Here is a 19,677-nt window from a genome sequence, read left to right as displayed (position 1 = left end):
TGAACAGAAAAATAACCGTCAGTGGGACGGTTATTCCTCTTACCAAAATACTTTCTTTTATTCGACATTACTCGCCTGGGTCTACATTTGCAGCACATTGATGATCAACACCCAGGCCAGTCCATAGTAAGTAACTACAGCAACCAGGTCGTTGATCGTAGTAATCAGCGGCCCGGAAGCGACCGCCGGGTCCACACCTAACTGTTTGAACAGCATTGGCACGGTAGTACCTACAATACTGGAAAGAAGCATTGCGACCAGAAGTGCGATTCCGGTACAAGCCGAAATCGAAAAAGCCATAATCAGCACCTGCCCTTTCAGAAGATACAGGTATAGTCCGATAAACAGAAAAGACAATACTCCAAGAATCAAACCGTTGCACAGCCCGACTCTCGCCTCCTTGGAAATCAGGTATAATTTCTGTTTTTTGCTGACCTGCTCGTCCATCAGAACACGAATGGTAACAGCAAGTGACTGTGTACCGACATTTCCCGCCATATCGAGTACGAGAGACTGGAAACATACGATCAGCGCCAGATGTGCGACTACTTTTTCAAAAATTCCCACAACAGAGGAAACGACCAGTCCTAGTCCCAGAAGTACCAACAGCCATGGAAGCCGTTTCCCGATACTTTTGCGAAGCGGCTCTTCCAGATCCTCTTCCGCAGAAAGACCTGCCAGCTTTGCATAGTCATCTCCCAATACATCATGGATCATCTGACCTACATCCTGCGCTGTCAATATGCCTTTGAGCTTATTATTTTCATCCAGAACGGGAATCGAATCTTCGGAATAATCCTGAAGACGCTCAATGCAGTCTTCAATCTGCTCTTCCGCATACACGTACGGATAGGATGTCATGATAATACTATCCAATTCCGTATTCTCTCTGGCAACGATCAGGTCCTTCAGATCGATTGCCCCGACCAGCACCTTGTCTTCATCCAGCACATAAATCGTGGAAATATTGTCATTATCCGCCGCCTGATCCACCAATTCCTTCATCGCCTGACGCACATTCAGTCCCGCACCGATTGCAATATAATTCGTCGTCATCTTACTTCCGATTTCATCCTCATCGAAAGCACTGGAAAATGCAATCTCCTTTTTCACACCGTCTTCCATCAGATCGATCAATACACTTCTCTGCTTCTTATCAAGCTGGCGGAGATACTCCACAGCCGTAGTCACTTCGAACCGGTTCAGCACCTCAACCCTTTTTCGGATCCCAAGCTCACTCAGCCACTCGTCTCTCCTGTCCGAATACTCCAGAATATCGGAAAGCATATCGGTATCAAGTATACTGTAAAGCCTCATACGCTCATCCTTTTTGAGCAGCTCCAAGGCATCTGCAATATCATTTTCATGATAATCTCCAATCTTCTCCCGCATCAGCCTTGGTGTCAGATTGCTTCGTGCAATTACCGCTATTTCATTACTGTAGTCCGGATGCTGTACAACAGCTGTATTTTCATTTGGGAAATTCTTCTTTGCACTCATTGTCTGTTCCTCCTTTACGCATCAAAATCAAGTACACCTCTGTTATCCGCCGGTGGCTTTATCTTGGAATGAGATTGGATCTCCACCAAGACTAACTTGTCGCAACTCGCACCTATAAAAGTGGGAGTCTTATCTTCTTTCAAGATAAAATTCAAGCCATTCAGGCATGCATGGTAAAGATGGACATAGAAAAACGCTTCAGGATAAATGGGCAAAAAAATACCATTGTCACCTGCAAAACACTTTTTCTACACCCGCCTTACATTGATGTAGTGTGTTCTTTGAAACGGACAACGGCAGCCATTTTCTGAAACGGAGCAAAATTCATATGCTCATAAAGAAACGGCAAAGTGGTCTCCCTCTTCGCCTTATAGATTCAAAAACCAGGTCAGAATACAGACGGCATAAAACCGCAACAATTCTGACAGGTTATGACTGCCCTGTCCCTACTTCGTGCACTACTACCGTCCATATTCTCACCTCACTTGTTCATTTATTCTCAGATATGATATTTTATAAGGAATATTTTAACAGATGGAAATATTCCCCCCATTAACGGAAGTATTATACCACACCTTAAAGAGTTTAGCCAGTATTAATTTTTTAGCTTTAAGGCAGTTTATTGTCTCTTCTTTCTCTCTGATTCATATGTTTCTCCCTTGTCGATCCGTTCGATAACCTGATGCTGCATGGTCTTGCCCGCCCCTCTCCCAAAGCCCGGGAAATCACCGAGACACCACCCACACCGAAAATCGTTCCTACCGCCGTAAAGAGGAGGAATACCGGCATAGCCAGAGACACGGCGGCAATCAGAATATCGTCATGGGTCTGACCGATAAAGAAGGTATCCGCCAAATTATAGATTAGCACCATAATCATCGCAGCCATTGCAGGCAACACATTTTTCAGCACTGCCTGAGGAACAGGCGCATTGCTGAACACTTCCAGATTTTTGTTTTCCTTTTTCTTTTCCATTGAAACCACCTTTCTTAAACAATCGTATGCTTTCAATCTCTAGCTATTGAATTACCCAAAATAAATACTCACTTTTTGTGAGCACTTATTTTAAACTATCCTTAATTTTCTTAAGGAGTGAATAAAGGATATCACGCTCTGTCTCGGTCAGCCCCGATAGAAGCATCTCTTCCGAGTGGATCATGTCCCGCTTCGTTTCCAGAACCCTGTCTATTCCCGCCTGCGTGATGCGCACCAGCTTAATCCGTTTATCCTCTGCATCAGCATATCCTTCCACCAACCCTTTCTGCTCCAGCCGGGAAATGATACCGGCAGTCGTGGACTGCGCAATACATAGAACCTTCTCCAACTGCTTCATGGAAAGCTGTTTTTCCGGGGCATCGTTCAGTGCCAGCAGGGCTCCTGCCTGTGCCATTGTCATATCCCATGAACGCATCTTATTGTCTGCCCTTTTCTGCATCTCGTCGCCAATCTGCTTCATCAGTATCCCGCAGGACACATGGTCTGCCATATCTATGCCCCCTTTCTGCCGATAAATATAGCACACTACTATCCCTATATCAATAGCATGCATTTGATTTTATGCACATTTTATGTTTTGAAAAATGCAATCCTTTTGTAATACACAGTTACCAGCAGCACACAGGCCCCCGACCATGCCAGAATCTCTGCATAAAAAATTCCTTCCTGCCCTATAAACCGCGGCAGAAATATGGCAGCAGATACCCTCATGCCAAACTCCACCATTCCGGATACCATGGGTATGACAGTATCTCCCATCCCCTGCAGGGCGCTGCGATAAGTATGCAGAGCATATAATATAATCAGGAAAGTGCTCATAATCATCAAGTAATGATGGGCAATCTGCAATACCTGTTGCGCCTGTACTTCTTCTGCTGAAATGAACAAAGAAAGAATATCTTTTCCCGCCCCTTTATTCTGAGCAACAAAAGTAGAAATTGCATATCCGTATGAAATAGCCGCCGTCTCTAAAATACCATACAATTTATTTGTTGCCGTAAACCCCGCTACAAACAATACGCCAAACCCATTGATGACTGACTGAAGCACCATCCCTCCAATGCTGATGATTGCATCCTGGAACATGACAGGCATCCCCAGCCTTAATAGCCTTTTTGCCAGACTGATATCTATCGCAAAATCCTGACGCTTCAACTTCAAAAAAGGAACTCTGCGCAGGACAACAAAACAATAGATAATGAAATCCCCTGTGCCATCAGCGTTGCCACAGCAGCACCGGCAATACCCAAACGGAATCCCATCACAAACAGCAGATCCAAACCTATATTCGTGCAGGAAGCAATCACCATGGCTATCAAAGGAGACCGTCCATCCCCTAATGCCCTTAAAAGAGAGGCTTCAAGATTATAAAACGTGATGACCGTAAGCCCGCCTATCATAACCCGCAGATATGTCAGAGAACCTACAACAATATTTTCCGGTGTTTTCAAAAGCGCCAGCATCGGCGACGCCACAAGTTCCCCCGCCGCAGTCAGCACAACTGCCACCCCGATGGTAAGGATGACTGCATTTCCACACATTTCCAGCCCGATAATATGACAAGCCGGTTCTATTTTTACAACCGCTTCCCAAATACCTGTTAGATTTCCACATCAAAAACTCTCTTCTTAAAATAGTATTTCCGGTCTTCTTCCGTGATCTCGCGGATCACCCTGCAGGGATTGCCCGCAGCAACCACCCCGTCCGGAATGTCTCTGGTCACAACACTACCGCCGCCAATCACAACATTATTCCCAATCGACACTCCCGCGATAATCACGACGCTCCCGCCTATCCACACATTATCTCCGACAGTAATTGAAATACCGTATTCATAGCCGGAGTTTCTGGATTCATGATGTAACGGATGTCCGGCAGTATAAAAAGACACATTTGGTCCCAGCATGACATTTTTCCCTATTGTCACCTTTGCAACATCCAAAACTGTACAGTTATAGTTTGCAAAGAAATTATCTCCGACCTCTATGTTATAACCATAATCGCAATGAAATGGAGGCTCTACAAAAACAGCTTCGCCGCTTTTTCCAAACAATTCCTTTAGCAGCCCCGGAATCCTATTATACTGATCCGGATGGACTTGATTCAGTTCATAAATCCTTCTTTTACATTCCAGGCGTTCCCTGCTCAATACTTCATCAGATGCAATGTAGGGAAGTTCTGCAAGCATTCTTTCTTTTTGATCCATTTTCAAAACTCCTCAAATTCATATTTTTCATTATCGTTAGCCTGCTATTATATTCCTGAAAATTTATTATGTCAATTATCTCCCTAGATAAATGCTTCTCTCCTTTCCGTCATAATCACTGCATCTTTTACTTCCAGATTTCCCTCAGAGACAAAGAACCCGAGACTGCGTCCCTGATAATTATACATTCTGAAACCAAAAGCCACATCGTTGTTTACATAGAGTACAGCGATCGTATCCTGTATATAGAGTGCAAGTTCGTATTCTTTGTCCGTCTCCAGAGTAAGCGGACGCTCCATCTCTACCGCATACGGGAACATCTGTCCTCCCTGTTCATACATTCTAAGTCCGGAACGGAACTGAATTCTGTTGAACTCCGGCTCAAACATCAGATAATATCCGAAGTCAAATTTTTCGTCCACCTGCAAAGCAAGGCCAAACCGGGACGGTTCTCCTGTATATTTCAAAGTTGCACGGATACAGCACTGTTCCGGGATTTTCTGCGCAAGCGCAGCCGAATAACCGTATTCCGAGCAGCAGCTGAGGCTGTTATGATCTTTCGTCCATGTTCCGGTCAGCCCTTCTGCATGTATTTCTTCCGACCTGACAAACGCATTGGCTACACTGTCCACCGGGCATACCCCCAGCGTCCCGTCCTCATGCTGCAGGATCTTGTGTACTACAATGGAACCGCCCCAGTTCCAGGTCTGATAGTCCTTTCCAAAATCGTTCCCCGGATCAAAGCCCCATCCGTTTTCTCCCCGGGTCGGATTCCATCCATAAATAAAACGATCCTTTCCATCCGTCCCTGTCTTAGCCGCATAAAAAGCTCTTCCGTCAAAGGTATCCACTCTGGGTTTGAGCCATGGTCCTTTTGGAGACCGGCTCATACGATAATAGGTACTGAATCCGTCCGTATAACTGGAATAAACCAGATAATACCAGTCTCCCATCTTAAAGAAGTCCGGACACTCATAAGCTCCCTGATGGGTTCGCGGTGCGTAAAGCGGTCTTCTGTATTCCCAGTGAGCCAGGTCATCTGAGACACAGAGCGCTACACAGCCATTTCTCTCAGTTGCACCATTTTCCCGTGCAGCAAGCAGCATCCACCATTTCTGCTCTTCCTCATTCCAGAATACAAATGGATCTCTCCAGTCCGACATCCTGTAGATTTCTCCGTCAGCTGTAAATTTCTCTTCCGGTATATCTGTCCAGTGTACCAGATCGGTGCTGGTCGCATGTCTTGCCCACTGGGCCTGCGGTTCCTGATCAAACGTGCAGTAAAACATGTGATACAGTCCGTTCACTTTCAGAATGGAACCTGTCCCTCCGTGAATGTTGGTGGGCGTTTCTATAAAATTCCGGTTGTCCTCCGAAACAATATGATGCCATCCGTACACGACCATATCCTTCGGCGCATCCGGATTCCAGTTCTTTAAATAATAACCTTCAAACCGTTTTGTTTCTTCATTGTAATATGGGATGACATCTCCTGTTTTTGCATACTCCGGTGAGTAAAACAGATCCATTGCTCTTCCTCCCGTCTTTTTTTAAATCATTCATTTGCAAAAGGGCCGCCAATACGGCAGCCCTCGCACATTACTTCATCAAGTACCGTGACACCCAATTAATAATTGGTCAGTTCATAGAACATATCGAAACCTTTCTGCTTCAGTTCCAGCAGTTCGGAAAGTCCCATAGCATCCATTTTATCAAGGTATGCACTCCATGCGTCATCTGTGATTCCGTCTTTTACGATCTCAGCCTTTACTTGATATCAATATTTTATCACAGAAATAATTTCATTGGAAGTAGAAAACGGGCAGTTGCGGAAGAACCCAAAGGGGCCGGAATAATCAATTTACCACTGTATGTCAAAATTCCCCTTTTTCCAACTGCTTTTTCTCAGCATATTCCTGTTCCAGTTCCTCTGCCAGATATGCATCGCTCATGCAGTGCATATCCGATACACCGTCACGAATCAGCTGATAGACCTCGGAATGGTAAAAAAAATCCAATGCCGCATCCAGTGAAAGTCCCTGCTGTTTAGCAAAACACTCAATGACACGGCTGTATTTTTTCTGAAGTAAAATCGGATTAGCTGTCATAATATTTCACTCCCTTCAAAATGCAGCAAAGACAATGCCTTCTCTGTGCGAAAACAAATTTGCAGGTTCGGCTTTTCATATCGCAGACGGTTGATGGCTTCCATCTTATCAATCAATCCGTCAAAAAACAGTTCCACCGTATTGAATACCTTATCATTGGCAACACCGCCCACAACAAGGTCATAATTTGTCGAATCTTTTCCGCTACGGCAGTTCAGAATAAAATCCAGCCATTCCTCGGAATACGAATCGAATTTCAATATTTTCAGTTCAACTTTCCGACTTTCATCATACTCATATCGAGAAATAACACCATCTTTTCCACGACGTTTGAACTTTCCGCACCACTTTTCAGCCTGCTCATGCAGTGGCGTGACATAGAAGCCACGTCCGAAGTCAACATTAGGACGGGAATGAACCAAATCCGGCTTTGCAATCTCTAAAAAAGAACCATGATAGAGAATCATACTTTCACACCCCTTTCTTTCATCACATCAAGAAGGTCGTCTACGATATATTCCCGGCTCTGAGTATGCAGCACTTCATATTCCGGCACGATATATCCGTTCAGAATGTCGCTCTTTTCAGTAAATGCCTGATAGACATACTCTGCATCTACACCCAGTTTTGCCGCCACATTTTCAATGCAAAACACGACAAACTCCAACTCACTGGAATTTTTTATTTTTCCATCCTGCATCACAAATCCTACCTCCCTTTACTTAATATTTGTTGCAATTTCAGAAAGAGCAACGTTAATTGACTTTTCCTTTTCTTCCTTACCTAAAACTGTATTTGATAATATTGAATCAAGAATATTATGTTTCACTTCATTACCACCTCTATATCCCCTTCTTATTTGCATTGCGTTTTTATCTCTTCTATAGAATCTTTCAATTCACGCATTTTTGTCACAATTTCAAAATTTTCACCATTTAATTTCCAAATATCAACTGAGCTAATTGTTGTTGCCAACTCTTTCTCCACTTTAATCAATGTATTATAAATTTGTATTTTTAATGTATCCTTTACTTCATCATCATTGCTTTTCTTTTTATTTGCGGTCACCTTCATATCCTTTGCATATAAACCGCGCCCAACTCTTACAATCTCTTTCGTATCAACTAACTGAGACACAGCTCCAGATATTTGACCACGTGTAACATCTTTCCCACTATTTGCTACTATATACTCTTTAAAATCTGGTGCAGTGTACATTCCACCCTGCCTAACACATTCTTTTATTAACATTTTAATCTCAGCTGTTGATATTCTCATTCCACTCTGTCTCCTTTGTTCTATTTTATCAATTTATTTATTAATTTTATTTTTGTTCATTTTTTATTTAATTGCTAACATCTTTGATCTTCGTATTAAAATTATAATACATGTCAATATCCTTTTCAATATTTTTAATTTATTGTACCATTTCATTTTTTATTAAAACTTTGTCCCGTCAACAGCATTTTGTAATTTTTCGTTTCTTTTTTACTTCATCTCTTAGGCAGGCTTTCGCTCACGCATAAAGCCCCATACCCCACCTGTGAATTCGGATATTCTTCAAATCCCGGGAGCGCTCTGGCTCCTCTTCTTAAGTAAGCTTTCACCTTCTCCCCATACAAAAACGGATCATTCCCCCATACAATTCCCCACTCCATAAGGAGAGCTGCCGCCCCGGTCACAAAAGGTGTCGCAAAAGATGTCCCGCTCGCTGTCACCGTTCCTCCTCCGGCGCGGGTAGTCGTGACATTCACTCCCGGAGCAACAAGATCCGGTTTCACTCTTCCTCCGCCGAGCAGATATCCCCGACCGGAGAAATTTGCATAGGTAAGTGTCCGTGCATCATAGGCTCCAACCGAAATCACACGTTCTGCAGTCGATGGAATCGTTAGGGAGACATTTTCCTGTGGAAACAGAAATCCGGTTCCTTTATTCAGCACATTTTCACTGGGAAGCCACATTTCATAATTTCCTTCCACAATTTTACCTGGAGTAAGTACAATCTCCCATATTCCGGAAGTAATATACGTTCCGATAGGAAGAAAATCCAAATAGATTTCCTGTGCCGTACTGTATGGATTCGGCTCTCCGTAATAAAGAAGAATTTCTGTCGCACCAACACGAAAACGTTGCGGGCCCAGCACCTCCCGGATTGGACCGACAATTGTTCCTGCCTGCGTTCTGAGAGATATTTCCACCTCATCAACATAAGACTTCCAGATCTGAACGTTCAGGGTAGGCTGATTCTCCTGAACGGCAAGCTGAATACGCTCTTCATTTCCTTCCCGAAGTGTTCCGGAAATATGACCGGCACTTGCAGCCTCATTTCCCATTCCGATACAGATCACACTTTTCCAGAAATTCGAAATATCATCAATAAAGCGCTCCAGAAGAGAGGTGCCGTCATGTGACCCATACGTATTCCCAATACTGATATTCACTGCCACCGGTTTCCCTGTCTCAAGTGCCTTTTCCACCACATAATTCAGTCCCATCATCAATTCTGTCGTCCTCGGGAAGCCTTCTTCCCTCGGTCTTCCAAGCTTCACAACTATCAATTCACTTTCACTGGCCACACCGCGATACCGATTTCCACTCCCAAGTCCATTTCCCGCCGCAATTCCAGCCACCGCCGTACCGTGTCCGGACGTATCCGTTACGGGAACCAGTCTGCGCATTTCCAACGGATCATTCTTAAGAAGCGCGTCATCAATCTGCTGTCTGCTATACTCAGCCCCCAGCGCATACCCTGCCGGTGGCGTGCCGGGAGTTGTCTGATCCCAGATACTGACAATCCTCGTCGTGCCGTCCGGATTCCGAAAATCCATGTTTGCATAATCAATCCCTGAATCCAGAATCGCAACCAGCACTCCTTTTCCGAAGAGTCCTTCTGTGCCTTCCGGTCTGCCAGGAATAAAAAAACGAGTATCTTGTACCAAATTGATACAAGATACCCGTCTTCCGTTTTCCACCTGAAAATATAATCTTTTTGGCTTTTCAATATACTCCACCTGCGGCAGATCCGCAAGTCTCTGTATGTCTGATTCCCGTACAACGACGATCGCATACTCATTTTTCAGTTCAGTCACCTGCACAGCGAACTCCCGCACCGCATCCAGGGAGCCGGAATACTTTACAATCAACTCCCATTCTTTTTCAATCGGATAATACCCCACATCCAGATTCAGAGATTTTTCCCGCTCTTTTTCCGTCGCGTCCAATGCGAGATTCAACATATTTTCCAGATTCTGTTCCGTCATTTCAAGAAATCCTATCATTTTGCTTTTTACAATATATGATGACTTTCCAGAATCTTTACTGCTTACATTTTTCGTGTCATCTTTTTATCCTCTAATTCATACGATCTTCTCTACATCCTGTGCCGGCAGGATTGTACATCTTTCGTAAAACGGACTCGATTCAGACTTTTATTAATGTTTCTTTTGCCTTGCAAGAGTCACAACTCATCACCTATAGAGGTGGGAGTCTTATCTTCTTTCAAGATAAAAAGCATGATTAATAAGGTAATAGGGAACAAAAGTCCTACTCCCATACCCACACGAATATTGTCTCCTGCACTTTGAGTCACACGCCCGACAATCCCCGGGCCTATGCTTCCGCCCAGATCCCCTGCCATAGCAAGCAACGCAAACATCGCTGTTCCGCCTGCCGGAAATCTTTCTGATGAAATACTGATCGTGCCGGGCCACATAATCCCGACAGAAAAGCCGCAGATAATACATCCGATCAAACCGGCTATCGGATTCGACGATACAGAAGCAAGCAGGTAACATATCACACATAGTATTCCAGATCCTGTCATAAATTTCATCAGATCCATTTTGTCACCATATTTTCCAAAGATCACACGACTGATCCCCATTGTAACAGCAAACATGCAGGGACCTGCCAGATCTCCAACTGTCTTTGACAGCCCCAGAGCCGCCTCTGCATAAGCCGATGCCCATTGTGCCATTGCCAGTTCTGATGCGCCGGAGCATATCATTAAGCATATTGCGATCCAGAAAAGAGGTTTTCGAAACAGTTCTTTTATTCCCATTCCTTTCCCGTCATCTACCAGATGTTCGATTGGACAAGTAGCAAAATTATAGATATTTACGGCCGGAACAAGTGCCCATAAGACAGCCACCCATTTCCATCTGTCCATGCCAAACACCGCAAAAAACAGTGTAGAGATTACAATTGTTCCTACCGCTCCCCAACAATAAAAAGAGTGAAGCAGGCTCATCGTCGCCTCTTTGTTGTCAAATGGACATGCCTCCACAATCGGACTGCAAAGCACTTCAATCAGACCGCTTCCGACTGCATACACAATAACACTCAGGATCATTCCGACAAACGGTTCCGGCAAAAGATCAGGCAGAAACGCCAGACCAATGAGTCCCGCTGCCGAACAAACCTCAGAAGCAACAATACAGATTCGATACCCTATTTTATCCACAAACTTTGCGCAAAACAGATCTACCAGCAACTGTGTAAAGAAAAAGCAGGTAGAGATCAATGCAATTTTTCCAAGTGTAATCTGATAATCATGATGAAATTTTAAAAATAACAATGGGGCAAAATTAGCTGCAATTGCCTGTGTAATAAATCCCATATAACAGGCTCTTTTTGTTTTCCGATAATCAGGCATAATCATCACTCCTTCTTTTGTATTCTGCAAAATATTTTAATCACATTTTTATTTCAAGTACGCCCCGGCGTACTTTCTGCGAGATACGCGTCCTCCGTTTTCTACCCGATTCAGCATATTTTCCGGATTTTTTTCTAACATCCATCCAGATACACTTCCCAGATTGATTCCTGATATCCCGCCACACCTTCTTTGCGGATTGCATCCGCAAGTTCCACGAGTTCAGTGTCTTCAATCCTATCCAGCATTTTCAGTCTTCTTTCAGAAATCCTCTCCTGAGATCGGCTTTTCTCATAGTCTTTAGCCGACATATGCCAGTACTCCATCTCTCCCTTATAATAGTGTCGAATTTTCTGTGCAATCAGCATGCCTTCCGGGTCAAAATCTCCCGCGTAGTACACCTTGCTTTCCGCCTTTTTAAGCAGATCCAGCATCATCACCGCACTGAGTCTGGGCTGCCCGTTCATGCACATACATGCTTTTCGCCCTCTCCATGTTCCGCATAACATAGCATATACGGATGGATTTTCCACAATATAGATTTCCTGAGCCGGGCATTCAACCCGCTCCCATCCGGCAAGCACCGCCAGCGGCACCTGCACAGGGTCACCCTCGTCCCGGAATCCTTCCATTCCTGCATGCGCTTTTCCATTCCGATTCCATGCCCGGATTCCCGAAAGCATCACACAATTGGAAACATCGTCTCTTAGTATCCCAACCGCCAAATAAATCCTCTGCTTCTGTAATGCCGGGAACAGTTCCGATTTTTCGACATTCAGCCCCCTGTGCACTGTATCCCATTCTGCCAGAAGCCGCAAAAACTGCCCGTCCTTCATGCCGTCATCAAATGCATGCGGATTTCCGGTCATCATCGTGGCAAATACGGCCAGATATTCCGTTCTCTCCTGATGATAGGGAAATGCATTGAGGATCCGGATTCCCAAATGCAGCAGTGCCCTTACTTCTTCTATGTTTTTACCGGATTCTCGGTAACGCTTTGCCAGATAAAGTGATGTCTCACTTTTCTTCTGAATCAGTTCATCCACCCACTGCTGCGCCAAAGTTCCGATACACGATCTTTTCGCATGCTCCAGTTCCAGAAACCACTTCTGTTCCTCTTCCTTTTGCAGCTCTTTCTTCCCCGCCATTTCTTCCCCAAAATATTGTTCCAGAATCTCCTTTGGCTGGCAGCCGTCAAATCTGCTGTTCTTCAGTGCCTTTTCAAACCTGGCCGCAGAAATAGACACACTTTTTTGTCCATGGAAATTTTTCTGAAAAAATCCTTCCAGATCCTCTATGTCCTCTTCGGATAAATTACGCACAGTTACCGTACCGGAGAAGGATCCATAGGACATATATTTTTCCCGGAATCCGCGCAGAAGCCGGTCAAATACCGGCCTCTCCCGGAAATAGTCTGCACATTCTCTAGTCAGCGAACTGGAGAGCCCGTTGTTCCATCTTTTCTTCATCGTCCACCATCTCCTTCGCCTTACCGTTCCACAGATAAGGCATTACGGTCACAAATTTTGCATTTTCCGGTCTGAGGAGCTGGTAAATTGCCAGCGCATCAAGCGTATCACAATCCCCCCAGAGCACCTGTGAATTGATGATAAAATCAAACTGGAATTCCGTCATCAGCCGGAACATATCCCGAATATTCTTATTGTCCACACCGGCAAATGCTTCGTCCAGAGAAATCAGCCGCGGAGCATCCGCCCGTCCTCCCTGGTATTTTGCCACGACCGCCGAGAACAGCGGTACATACATGGACATTGCTTTCTCACCTCCGCTGAAGGTTCCGAAGACACTGTTCGTCAGTTCCTTCTGCCGCTCTCCGCTCTTCTGTGAAAAGAGCTGGAATTCGAACCATTTCCGGTAATCCAGTGTTTCCTTCATCACCTGATAGAAAGAGACCATGCCTTCACTGTCCTTTGCGTGCCGTCTCGCCTCTTCCACCTTGGAACGGAAGTGGAGTGACAGCTTGGCCGCCTCATCCTCCCGCATCAGACGATAGTCTTTTTTCAGAAGTTCCACCAGTTCTTTCGTATCGAGCTGATCCTCTGTCTCCGCCGTTTTGCTTCGCCAGCGCAGGCTCAGTTTCAGACCGCTTGAGGTGTTCATGGCTCCCATCAGTGCGTTCATCTTATCGACCCACGCATTGGAACTGTTGATTTTTCCACGGATTTTCCGGCTCACTGTATTTGCCAGAATATCCTCGAACAGCTCCCTGTCTCCGTCTTTGATCAGTTCCACAAGCTCTGCAATCTCTTCTTCCAGATGGTCAAGTAACTTAGAAAACGGAATCTTTACTCCCTGATATCTTGCCAGAATGTCCATACGTTTCGCCGCCGGGTCTCCCTTTCTGGCAAATTCATCCAGTTCACCAAACAGTTCCGTCTGCATGAGCTGATAATCATTCAGAAATCCCTTGTTTGCAAAATAAACCTCGTTCAGATCCCGAATGATCTTCTCTTTCTGGAGTTCACGGCAGTCTGTGGCAAGATACCCGCACACCTTACCCACTTCCTGCACCAGTTCTTCCGGAATCGCTACATAAGAAAGAGCCATTTCTGCTTCATAGCATTTTCGGAGATACTCTCCCCTTCTTCTTCGCTCTCTGATATTCTCGGCTCCTGCCTCCATCTGATCCTTCAGATTCTTTGCCTGTTCACTTTTCTGGGTTTTCTCCTCCACACAGTCCTGCAGTTTCTTCGGATACTCATTCAGCCATTTCACACAGGCATCCAGCCGTTCTTTGATCTCTTCATAATCCGTCAGCTTCAGCTGCTCCTGCACAGAAGCATATTCTGCACGATCTGCATGCAGCGCTTTTTCTGTATTTCCGGCATCATACCGAATCTGATCCATATCTGCATCCAGATCTTCCATACGTTCACCAAGTTCACGCAAATGAGACACCATCTGTACAAACAGTTCATGACCGGATTTCAACTGATAGAAATGCTGTCCGTATCCGCGGGCCGCCTCATCCGCTCTCAGGAACACCTCGTAGCTGCAGGTCAGATACAGCTTTTCCGCAATCTGTAAAGCTTCCTTCTTTTTCTCTCTTAAGATCTCCGTCATTTCACGAAGCTTTTCTTCCATGAGAAGTCCTTCTTCCTTCATTCGGTCTGCATACCTTGCGGCATCCGCCATCATCCGGTACGCCTCCTTAAGATCCACATCCCCCGGAAATGCTTCGTATTCTTTAGTAAGGAGATCAATGCGTTCCTGCAGCTCTTCTGCCTCTTTTTGAAGTCCCGCCAGCTCCTTTTCCAACAGTTCCATCGCCGCAATACATGCTGCGATCTTCGCCTGACGATTCTGCTCTCTCGCTCTGGTTCCGAGAAATCCGGCTTCATATTCTCCAGTCACGGTTCCTGTCAGAACACCGATCTGGTAAGTTCCCTGTGATGAAATAGATGTGATTCCCTCCCCGTCATAGGCAATATTTCCAAGGATGCCGGTAATCCGTTGATTAAAGAAGATATCATTTACCGAATCATTCAGTTCCAACACATCCAGAATACTTTTTTCCACCCGCTGCTTCTGGACAAACAAGTATTTATCGCTGCAGCCACGTTCCATAGACAGTACCTTTTCTTTGTACTGTTCTTCGATTACAAGCGCATCCAGAATACCCATATAGTACAAAGCTTCTTCCAGTCGGTCACAGGATGCTTTGTCAAGCGCTGTTCCGAATTCAATGACCTTGTAAAATTCCTGATATGGGATCTGCATTTCCTGCAGGCGTTTTCTGTTTCTTAAGACCGCCTCACTGCGCTCCGGCTCCGGCTCTTTATGGTTCTCCCACTCATGGAGCTGCATTTTCTGTTCCTCGTACTCTGCCTGAAGCTCCTTCACTCTCGCCCGGTTCTTCCAAAGAGTTGCATCCAGTTCTGATTTTTTCCCAATCTTTACATCTGCCACCATCTGGCGAACACTGCCAAAATCTGCCTTCTCATCATAGGTCTCTGCGAACTGCGCCAGTTGTTTCAGCATCTCATTGGACAGAACAAGCTCCTGATTGCGCCCGTTCCAACTATAAAGTGCTTCCTTCCATTCGTTCTGCACCTGCACAAACACGGCTTCCAGCTCACTCACCTTCCGCCATGACGCATCCATCTCCCTCTGATGTTTCTCCCGTTTCTGAAGTAACTCTTCCACCTGCCTCTGCCGTGCATCTACTTCGCGAAGAACATTGAGTCCTTCGGAAATATGCTTCTGTGTCTGTAAAAACTGCTTTTCATGCGTATCAAATGCATATGCCGTGCGGAAGTTCTCTTTCAGTTCCATGTTCATGAATGCATGCTCCTGAAACGCCATCTCATCGGCCTCTTCCTGCATTTCCTCCAGAAGCCGGTTCAGTTCCTGCTCCTTCTGCCATATCCTGTCCTGCTCTGCCTTCTTTCTGTTCTCGAATTCGACATACTGCTCCTCTTTGTCTGCGAGCTGCTTCTCCTTCTCCCTCAGCGTCTTTTCCTTTTCTGCAATCCAGTCTGCAAGCTCTGTTTCCTTCTGTTTCAGCCCTACCGCATCACTTTTACTCAGAGAGTCACGTTCTTTTTCCATGGCAATCTTCCCGGCATCCAGATCCATCCTATTCTTTTCCAGCTCCTGCACCCGGGTTTCACACTCACGAATCTGCCGTTTTCTGTCGTTCTCTTCCTTTTCTAAAGATTCCAGCTTCTTTTGATTTTCCTCAAAATTTTCTGCTTTTTCAAACAGAACAAGCCGGTTATACTTATCCAGTACCCGGTTAATCTTCTCTGCCGCCTGCTTTCCCTCCTGTCTGGCTTTCAGGTTCAGGTTCATAGTATCCATATTTTCAATCGCCTCAGACATCGGACGAAGATCCTCATCCGACAGCGGCTGCAGCGAATCACTCAGAATATCATTGATGACAGAAGGTTTAAAATCCTTTGACAACTTCGGTGTACGAAGCTGGATCAAAAGATCGATCATTTCTTTATACTCTTCCACCGTCTCAAAACCGAATACCTGACGGTTTACAAATTCCATGTATTCTATCTGACGGTCAAATACCTGACCGCCACCCTGAATGCGATTTTCCAATTCCTTACGGGAGAGTGTTACCTTCTCATCTGTCTCCTTGTACAGGAAAAAATCCTTTCCGATTCTTCTCCCGTCAGTCAGGCCAAAATACCATTTATCCAGCGGTTTTCCTCTCCTTGCACGGATTCCCATCCCAATGGTAAGATAGGTATCGCTTTCCTTCCGTCTGAATTCCAAGTACAGATACCCCGTGCGTTCGTCCCTTCCATCGTCCTCCTCCAGAAGATAACTGCTCATTTTTCTGTCCCGGGATCCAAATGGGTCTAATCGCTCCGGACTCATATTTCCGTCCAGAAGGAGCGGCACCACACTCTGCATGGTAACGGATTTTCCCGAACCGTTCGATCCACGCAGCAGCATTCTTCCCTTTACGAAAGGAAACTCCTGCTCATCATAATACCAGAAATTAATAAGACCGATTTTATTTGCCTGCCATCTACTGTTCATTCGTATTTCCTCCCGCATAATCGTCCGGATAACATCCCGTCATCTTTCCCGCCGACGGATATATGATCACCTGATGCTCCTTCTCCTCACATTTGATAAAGGTCCACCGCTCCAGATTCTCCGTGATCTCACGCACAAACTCCCCTTCCGGCATCTCCCGGTAATTCTTTGTGAATCCCAAGCCCGACTCTGCCTTTACTTCTCTTAGCATCTGCTCAAACTCGATCTTTTCAACACGAATGGTATCATCATTCCCGGTTTTCCATACTCCGCTCTCTACTTTTTCGCGGATTTTTGCACAGCACAGAAGCAGAATATCCGACAGCGCATTATTTCCCGGAAATGTCGTTCCAATATGGCAGTCTTCCCCCGCCAAGAGAAATGCACTTCCCTTGTGAATGTGTAGCTGACAGTCAAAATTCTGTTCCAGATCCTCCGCAAGTCTGCGTCCGTAGTATTTTAAATACTCAAAATCTTCCTCTGCTCCGGCGTTCCGATACATCCCCACCGAAAACAGCAGCCGTTTGTAAACGCGGTGTCTTCTTGCGATTCCACGGTCTTCATTCATTTCAAACCAGTCACTCTCGCGGAAGTCCTCGGGTCTTGTATATTCCATGATATCCCTTGAAAAATTTCTCATAAAATATCTGGATGCTCCTGTATTTTCATACAGCACTTCCCCGGACTCTTCGTCCATGAACACATCGTCGCTTCCATCCGTCACCTTCACAATCCCCTGTGCCACTGCATACCGAAGCACCTTCACCATTCTCCTCCGGCTGGTATATAAGGTCCAGTCCACCGGCTGTCCCGGCATATTGGCGGAAACATACTCTGTAAGCTGCGAGAGGATGAACTGCTCCTCCGCATCCTTATCCTCCAGAAACATCAGCAAAATACAAAGAAATGCATATTCCTCTCTTGATGTAAATTCTTCGATTCCCATAAAACTTTCCGGCATCGCCGGAATCTTCTCCATTTTTACAAGAAGTGAATTTTCTATGACTTGACATCCCATCTTATCTGTTGCAAAACGCCGGATTTCACCAATCGAATCTCTGACTTTATAATACAGTTCTTTATCCTCCGTTTTCAGAATCCAGCGCTTTTCCAGTAATGCCTCTAACTCTTTCATTCTCCCGTTTCCTCTTGAAATACGATCGCAAGCTTCGGCATCGTAAAGTTTCCGTCCTCACAATGCACCACACAGCTCTCTTTTGCCTCTCTTGTATCCAGTACATACAGTCTTCCGTCATCCGTCCGTGCCGTATAATCTGCATCCTCCAGCGCATCCGACAGCCATTTCAGCAGGATTTCCCGCACTCTCGGCTCAATAACCGGAAGGGATGCGAAATCGATCCGCCCATCCCGCTCCAGCATTTCAATCTTCCTCCTGTCCTCCCGAAGCTGCTCCAGCATCTGCTTTCTGGTCTCTTCCTTTTCCCTTCGGCTGTCTCTGATAGAACTTCTCCTCGTTTTCTCACGGTATGTTCTCACTCTGGGTTTCAGCAACAGCTCCAATGCCGGCTCCTCATATACACCTTTGTTCATACTGTCCGTCTCTCTCGGGCTGTCCCCTTTTAAATGAAATGGTTTCTCCAGTCCGAAAACCATTGCCGACATTTTGTGTGCTTCCTGTACATCTTCACACTTCAGGAACAGTTCCGCCACCTTTCGGTATTCTTCCCTGCGGTTCGCTCCCAGTGCATTTTTCTCGCTCAGCTGCGCCGCATACCGTGTAATCCTGCGGATAATCTCATTCGTTGCATCAAACAATTTCCCGGCTTCATTTTCCTGCCCATTCTCCGCCACAAACCAGTTACGGATGCTCTGATAGCGCCCTTTCGTCTTCTCTTCAATGAGCTCCGGAGATACTTCCACATCTATCCTCGGAATCGACAATTCATACTGGTTCACCTTGTCCAGCACTTGATGAAGCAGTTCCGGATCCAACATCCGCAGATTCTCTTCGATTACGCCCACATTTCTCTGCAATCCCTTGATGAAATTTCTCAGATACTCCACCAGTTTATCCTTAAATACCAGGAATTCCTTCGTCCGCATCATTTCTTCTGCTTTCACACTGTTCAAATCGCGAATGTAGTCCTGGTAATTCTGGTTCAGCCGGATAAAATCATTGTTCAAATCCTGCCACCATGTATAAACTGTATTCAAATCCGCCCCGCCCATTTCCGGGAATCTCGCAACACTGCGCCGGATCCGCTCCAGAAGAGTCGGTTCCAGAGACGCTCCTTCGATGAATAGATTCTCCAGCCTGAGCACCAGACGTTCAATTTCCACACTATACTCCGACATCTGATAACGGAATTTCTTATTCTTGAACTCTTCAATGGAAGAAACCTTTCTGGTATCCTGAATCGTAGTCAGATTCTTCCATTCCACCAGCGCAGCCAGATCCTGCTGGCATTGCTCCATTCGGTATTCAGCAAAATATGGATCCTGTATCATCTGAGCATAAACATCCTCCTGATACATCCAGTATTTCAGTTTTTCATAATTCTCATAAAAAATGCGCATAATGCTCCGGTATCGGTCAACATTATCCGCATTTAAGTACTTCGCCTCCGTAAGTGGCCTTGTTAATTTTTCAGTTACATGCATGATTTCCTGTCCTCCGCATTACTAATCGCAGTATAGCTTATGCGGCAGGAGAATGCAAGGTTTTTAGG

At 45.4% G+C, this 19,677-nt stretch carries 17 protein-coding genes; all 17 read right to left on the bottom strand.

The window, feature by feature from the left end:
* Positions 1–81 precede the first annotated feature (81 nt).
* The 17 genes from mgtE to ACTNBF_RS01870 all read right to left on the bottom strand — a co-directional run bounded on the left by mgtE (position 82) and on the right by ACTNBF_RS01870 (position 19,609).
* Positions 82–1,500, bottom strand: coding sequence for a magnesium transporter (gene mgtE, locus ACTNBF_RS01950; RefSeq protein ID WP_441088668.1), 1,419 nt, complete (start codon positions 1,498–1,500; stop codon positions 82–84).
* Between the two features lie 609 nt (positions 1,501–2,109).
* A complete protein-coding gene (locus ACTNBF_RS01945) occupies positions 2,110–2,475 on the bottom strand; it encodes an MATE family efflux transporter (RefSeq protein WP_427806753.1) in 366 nt (121 codons plus the stop codon).
* A gap of 85 nt (positions 2,476–2,560) precedes the next feature.
* Entirely contained in the window at positions 2,561–2,986 is a 426-nt protein-coding gene (locus ACTNBF_RS01940; protein WP_427806752.1) for a MarR family winged helix-turn-helix transcriptional regulator, read from the bottom strand.
* 80 nt (positions 2,987–3,066) lie between these two features.
* Entirely contained in the window at positions 3,067–3,657 is a 591-nt protein-coding gene (locus ACTNBF_RS01935; protein ID WP_441088667.1) for an MATE family efflux transporter, read from the bottom strand.
* Positions 3,654–4,037: an MATE family efflux transporter gene (locus tag ACTNBF_RS01930; RefSeq protein WP_441088666.1), complete on the bottom strand. Its 384-nt coding sequence runs from the start codon at positions 4,035–4,037 to the stop codon at positions 3,654–3,656. Before ACTNBF_RS01930 ends, ACTNBF_RS01935 begins: the two co-directional genes overlap by 4 nt.
* Positions 4,038–4,096: 59 nt before the next feature.
* Entirely contained in the window at positions 4,097–4,702 is a 606-nt protein-coding gene (locus tag ACTNBF_RS01925) for a sugar O-acetyltransferase (RefSeq protein ID WP_441088665.1), read from the bottom strand.
* An 83-nt stretch (positions 4,703–4,785) separates the two neighbouring features.
* Positions 4,786–6,231: a family 43 glycosylhydrolase gene (locus tag ACTNBF_RS01920; protein ID WP_441088664.1), complete on the bottom strand. Its 1,446-nt coding sequence runs from the start codon at positions 6,229–6,231 to the stop codon at positions 4,786–4,788.
* Positions 6,232–6,576: 345 nt separating this feature from the next.
* Entirely contained in the window at positions 6,577–6,810 is a 234-nt protein-coding gene (locus tag ACTNBF_RS01915) for a DUF3791 domain-containing protein (RefSeq protein ID WP_427806751.1), read from the bottom strand.
* Entirely contained in the window at positions 6,807–7,277 is a 471-nt protein-coding gene (locus ACTNBF_RS01910; RefSeq protein WP_427806750.1) for a DUF3990 domain-containing protein, read from the bottom strand. The genes ACTNBF_RS01915 and ACTNBF_RS01910 overlap by 4 nt, the downstream gene beginning before the upstream one ends.
* A complete protein-coding gene (locus ACTNBF_RS01905) occupies positions 7,274–7,510 on the bottom strand; it encodes a DUF3791 domain-containing protein (RefSeq protein WP_427806818.1) in 237 nt (78 codons plus the stop codon). The genes ACTNBF_RS01910 and ACTNBF_RS01905 overlap by 4 nt, the downstream gene beginning before the upstream one ends.
* Positions 7,511–7,665: 155 nt before the next feature.
* Positions 7,666–8,088: a hypothetical protein gene (locus tag ACTNBF_RS01900; RefSeq protein ID WP_427806749.1), complete on the bottom strand. Its 423-nt coding sequence runs from the start codon at positions 8,086–8,088 to the stop codon at positions 7,666–7,668.
* Positions 8,089–8,303: 215 nt separating this feature from the next.
* The gene (locus ACTNBF_RS01895; RefSeq protein ID WP_441088663.1) at positions 8,304–10,070 is read right to left on the bottom strand and encodes a S8 family peptidase; all 1,767 of its coding nucleotides are present in this window, start codon (positions 10,068–10,070) and stop codon (positions 8,304–8,306) included.
* A 197-nt stretch (positions 10,071–10,267) separates the two neighbouring features.
* Complete coding sequence (locus tag ACTNBF_RS01890; protein ID WP_441018982.1) at positions 10,268–11,464, bottom strand: MFS transporter; 1,197 nt, start codon at positions 11,462–11,464, stop codon at positions 10,268–10,270.
* A gap of 134 nt (positions 11,465–11,598) precedes the next feature.
* A complete protein-coding gene (locus tag ACTNBF_RS01885) occupies positions 11,599–12,933 on the bottom strand; it encodes a TIGR02679 domain-containing protein (RefSeq protein WP_441088662.1) in 1,335 nt (444 codons plus the stop codon).
* Positions 12,890–16,987, bottom strand: a complete 4,098-nt coding sequence (locus tag ACTNBF_RS01880; protein ID WP_441088661.1) for a TIGR02680 family protein — start codon at positions 16,985–16,987, stop codon at positions 12,890–12,892. The genes ACTNBF_RS01885 and ACTNBF_RS01880 overlap by 44 nt, the downstream gene beginning before the upstream one ends.
* On the bottom strand, positions 16,977–18,122 hold the full coding sequence (locus ACTNBF_RS01875) for a TIGR02678 family protein (protein ID WP_441088660.1): 1,146 nt from the start codon (positions 18,120–18,122) through the stop codon (positions 16,977–16,979). Before ACTNBF_RS01875 ends, ACTNBF_RS01880 begins: the two co-directional genes overlap by 11 nt.
* Positions 18,119–19,609, bottom strand: coding sequence for a TIGR02677 family protein (locus ACTNBF_RS01870; protein ID WP_427818960.1), 1,491 nt, complete (start codon positions 19,607–19,609; stop codon positions 18,119–18,121). The genes ACTNBF_RS01875 and ACTNBF_RS01870 overlap by 4 nt, the downstream gene beginning before the upstream one ends.
* Positions 19,610–19,677 lie beyond the last annotated feature (68 nt).

It is taken from the genome of Bariatricus sp. HCP28S3_A4, from assembly GCF_052066395.1.
GTDB lineage: Bacteria > Bacillota > Clostridia > Lachnospirales > Lachnospiraceae > Allocoprococcus.
This window is presented reverse-complemented; position numbering and strand designations above follow the sequence as displayed.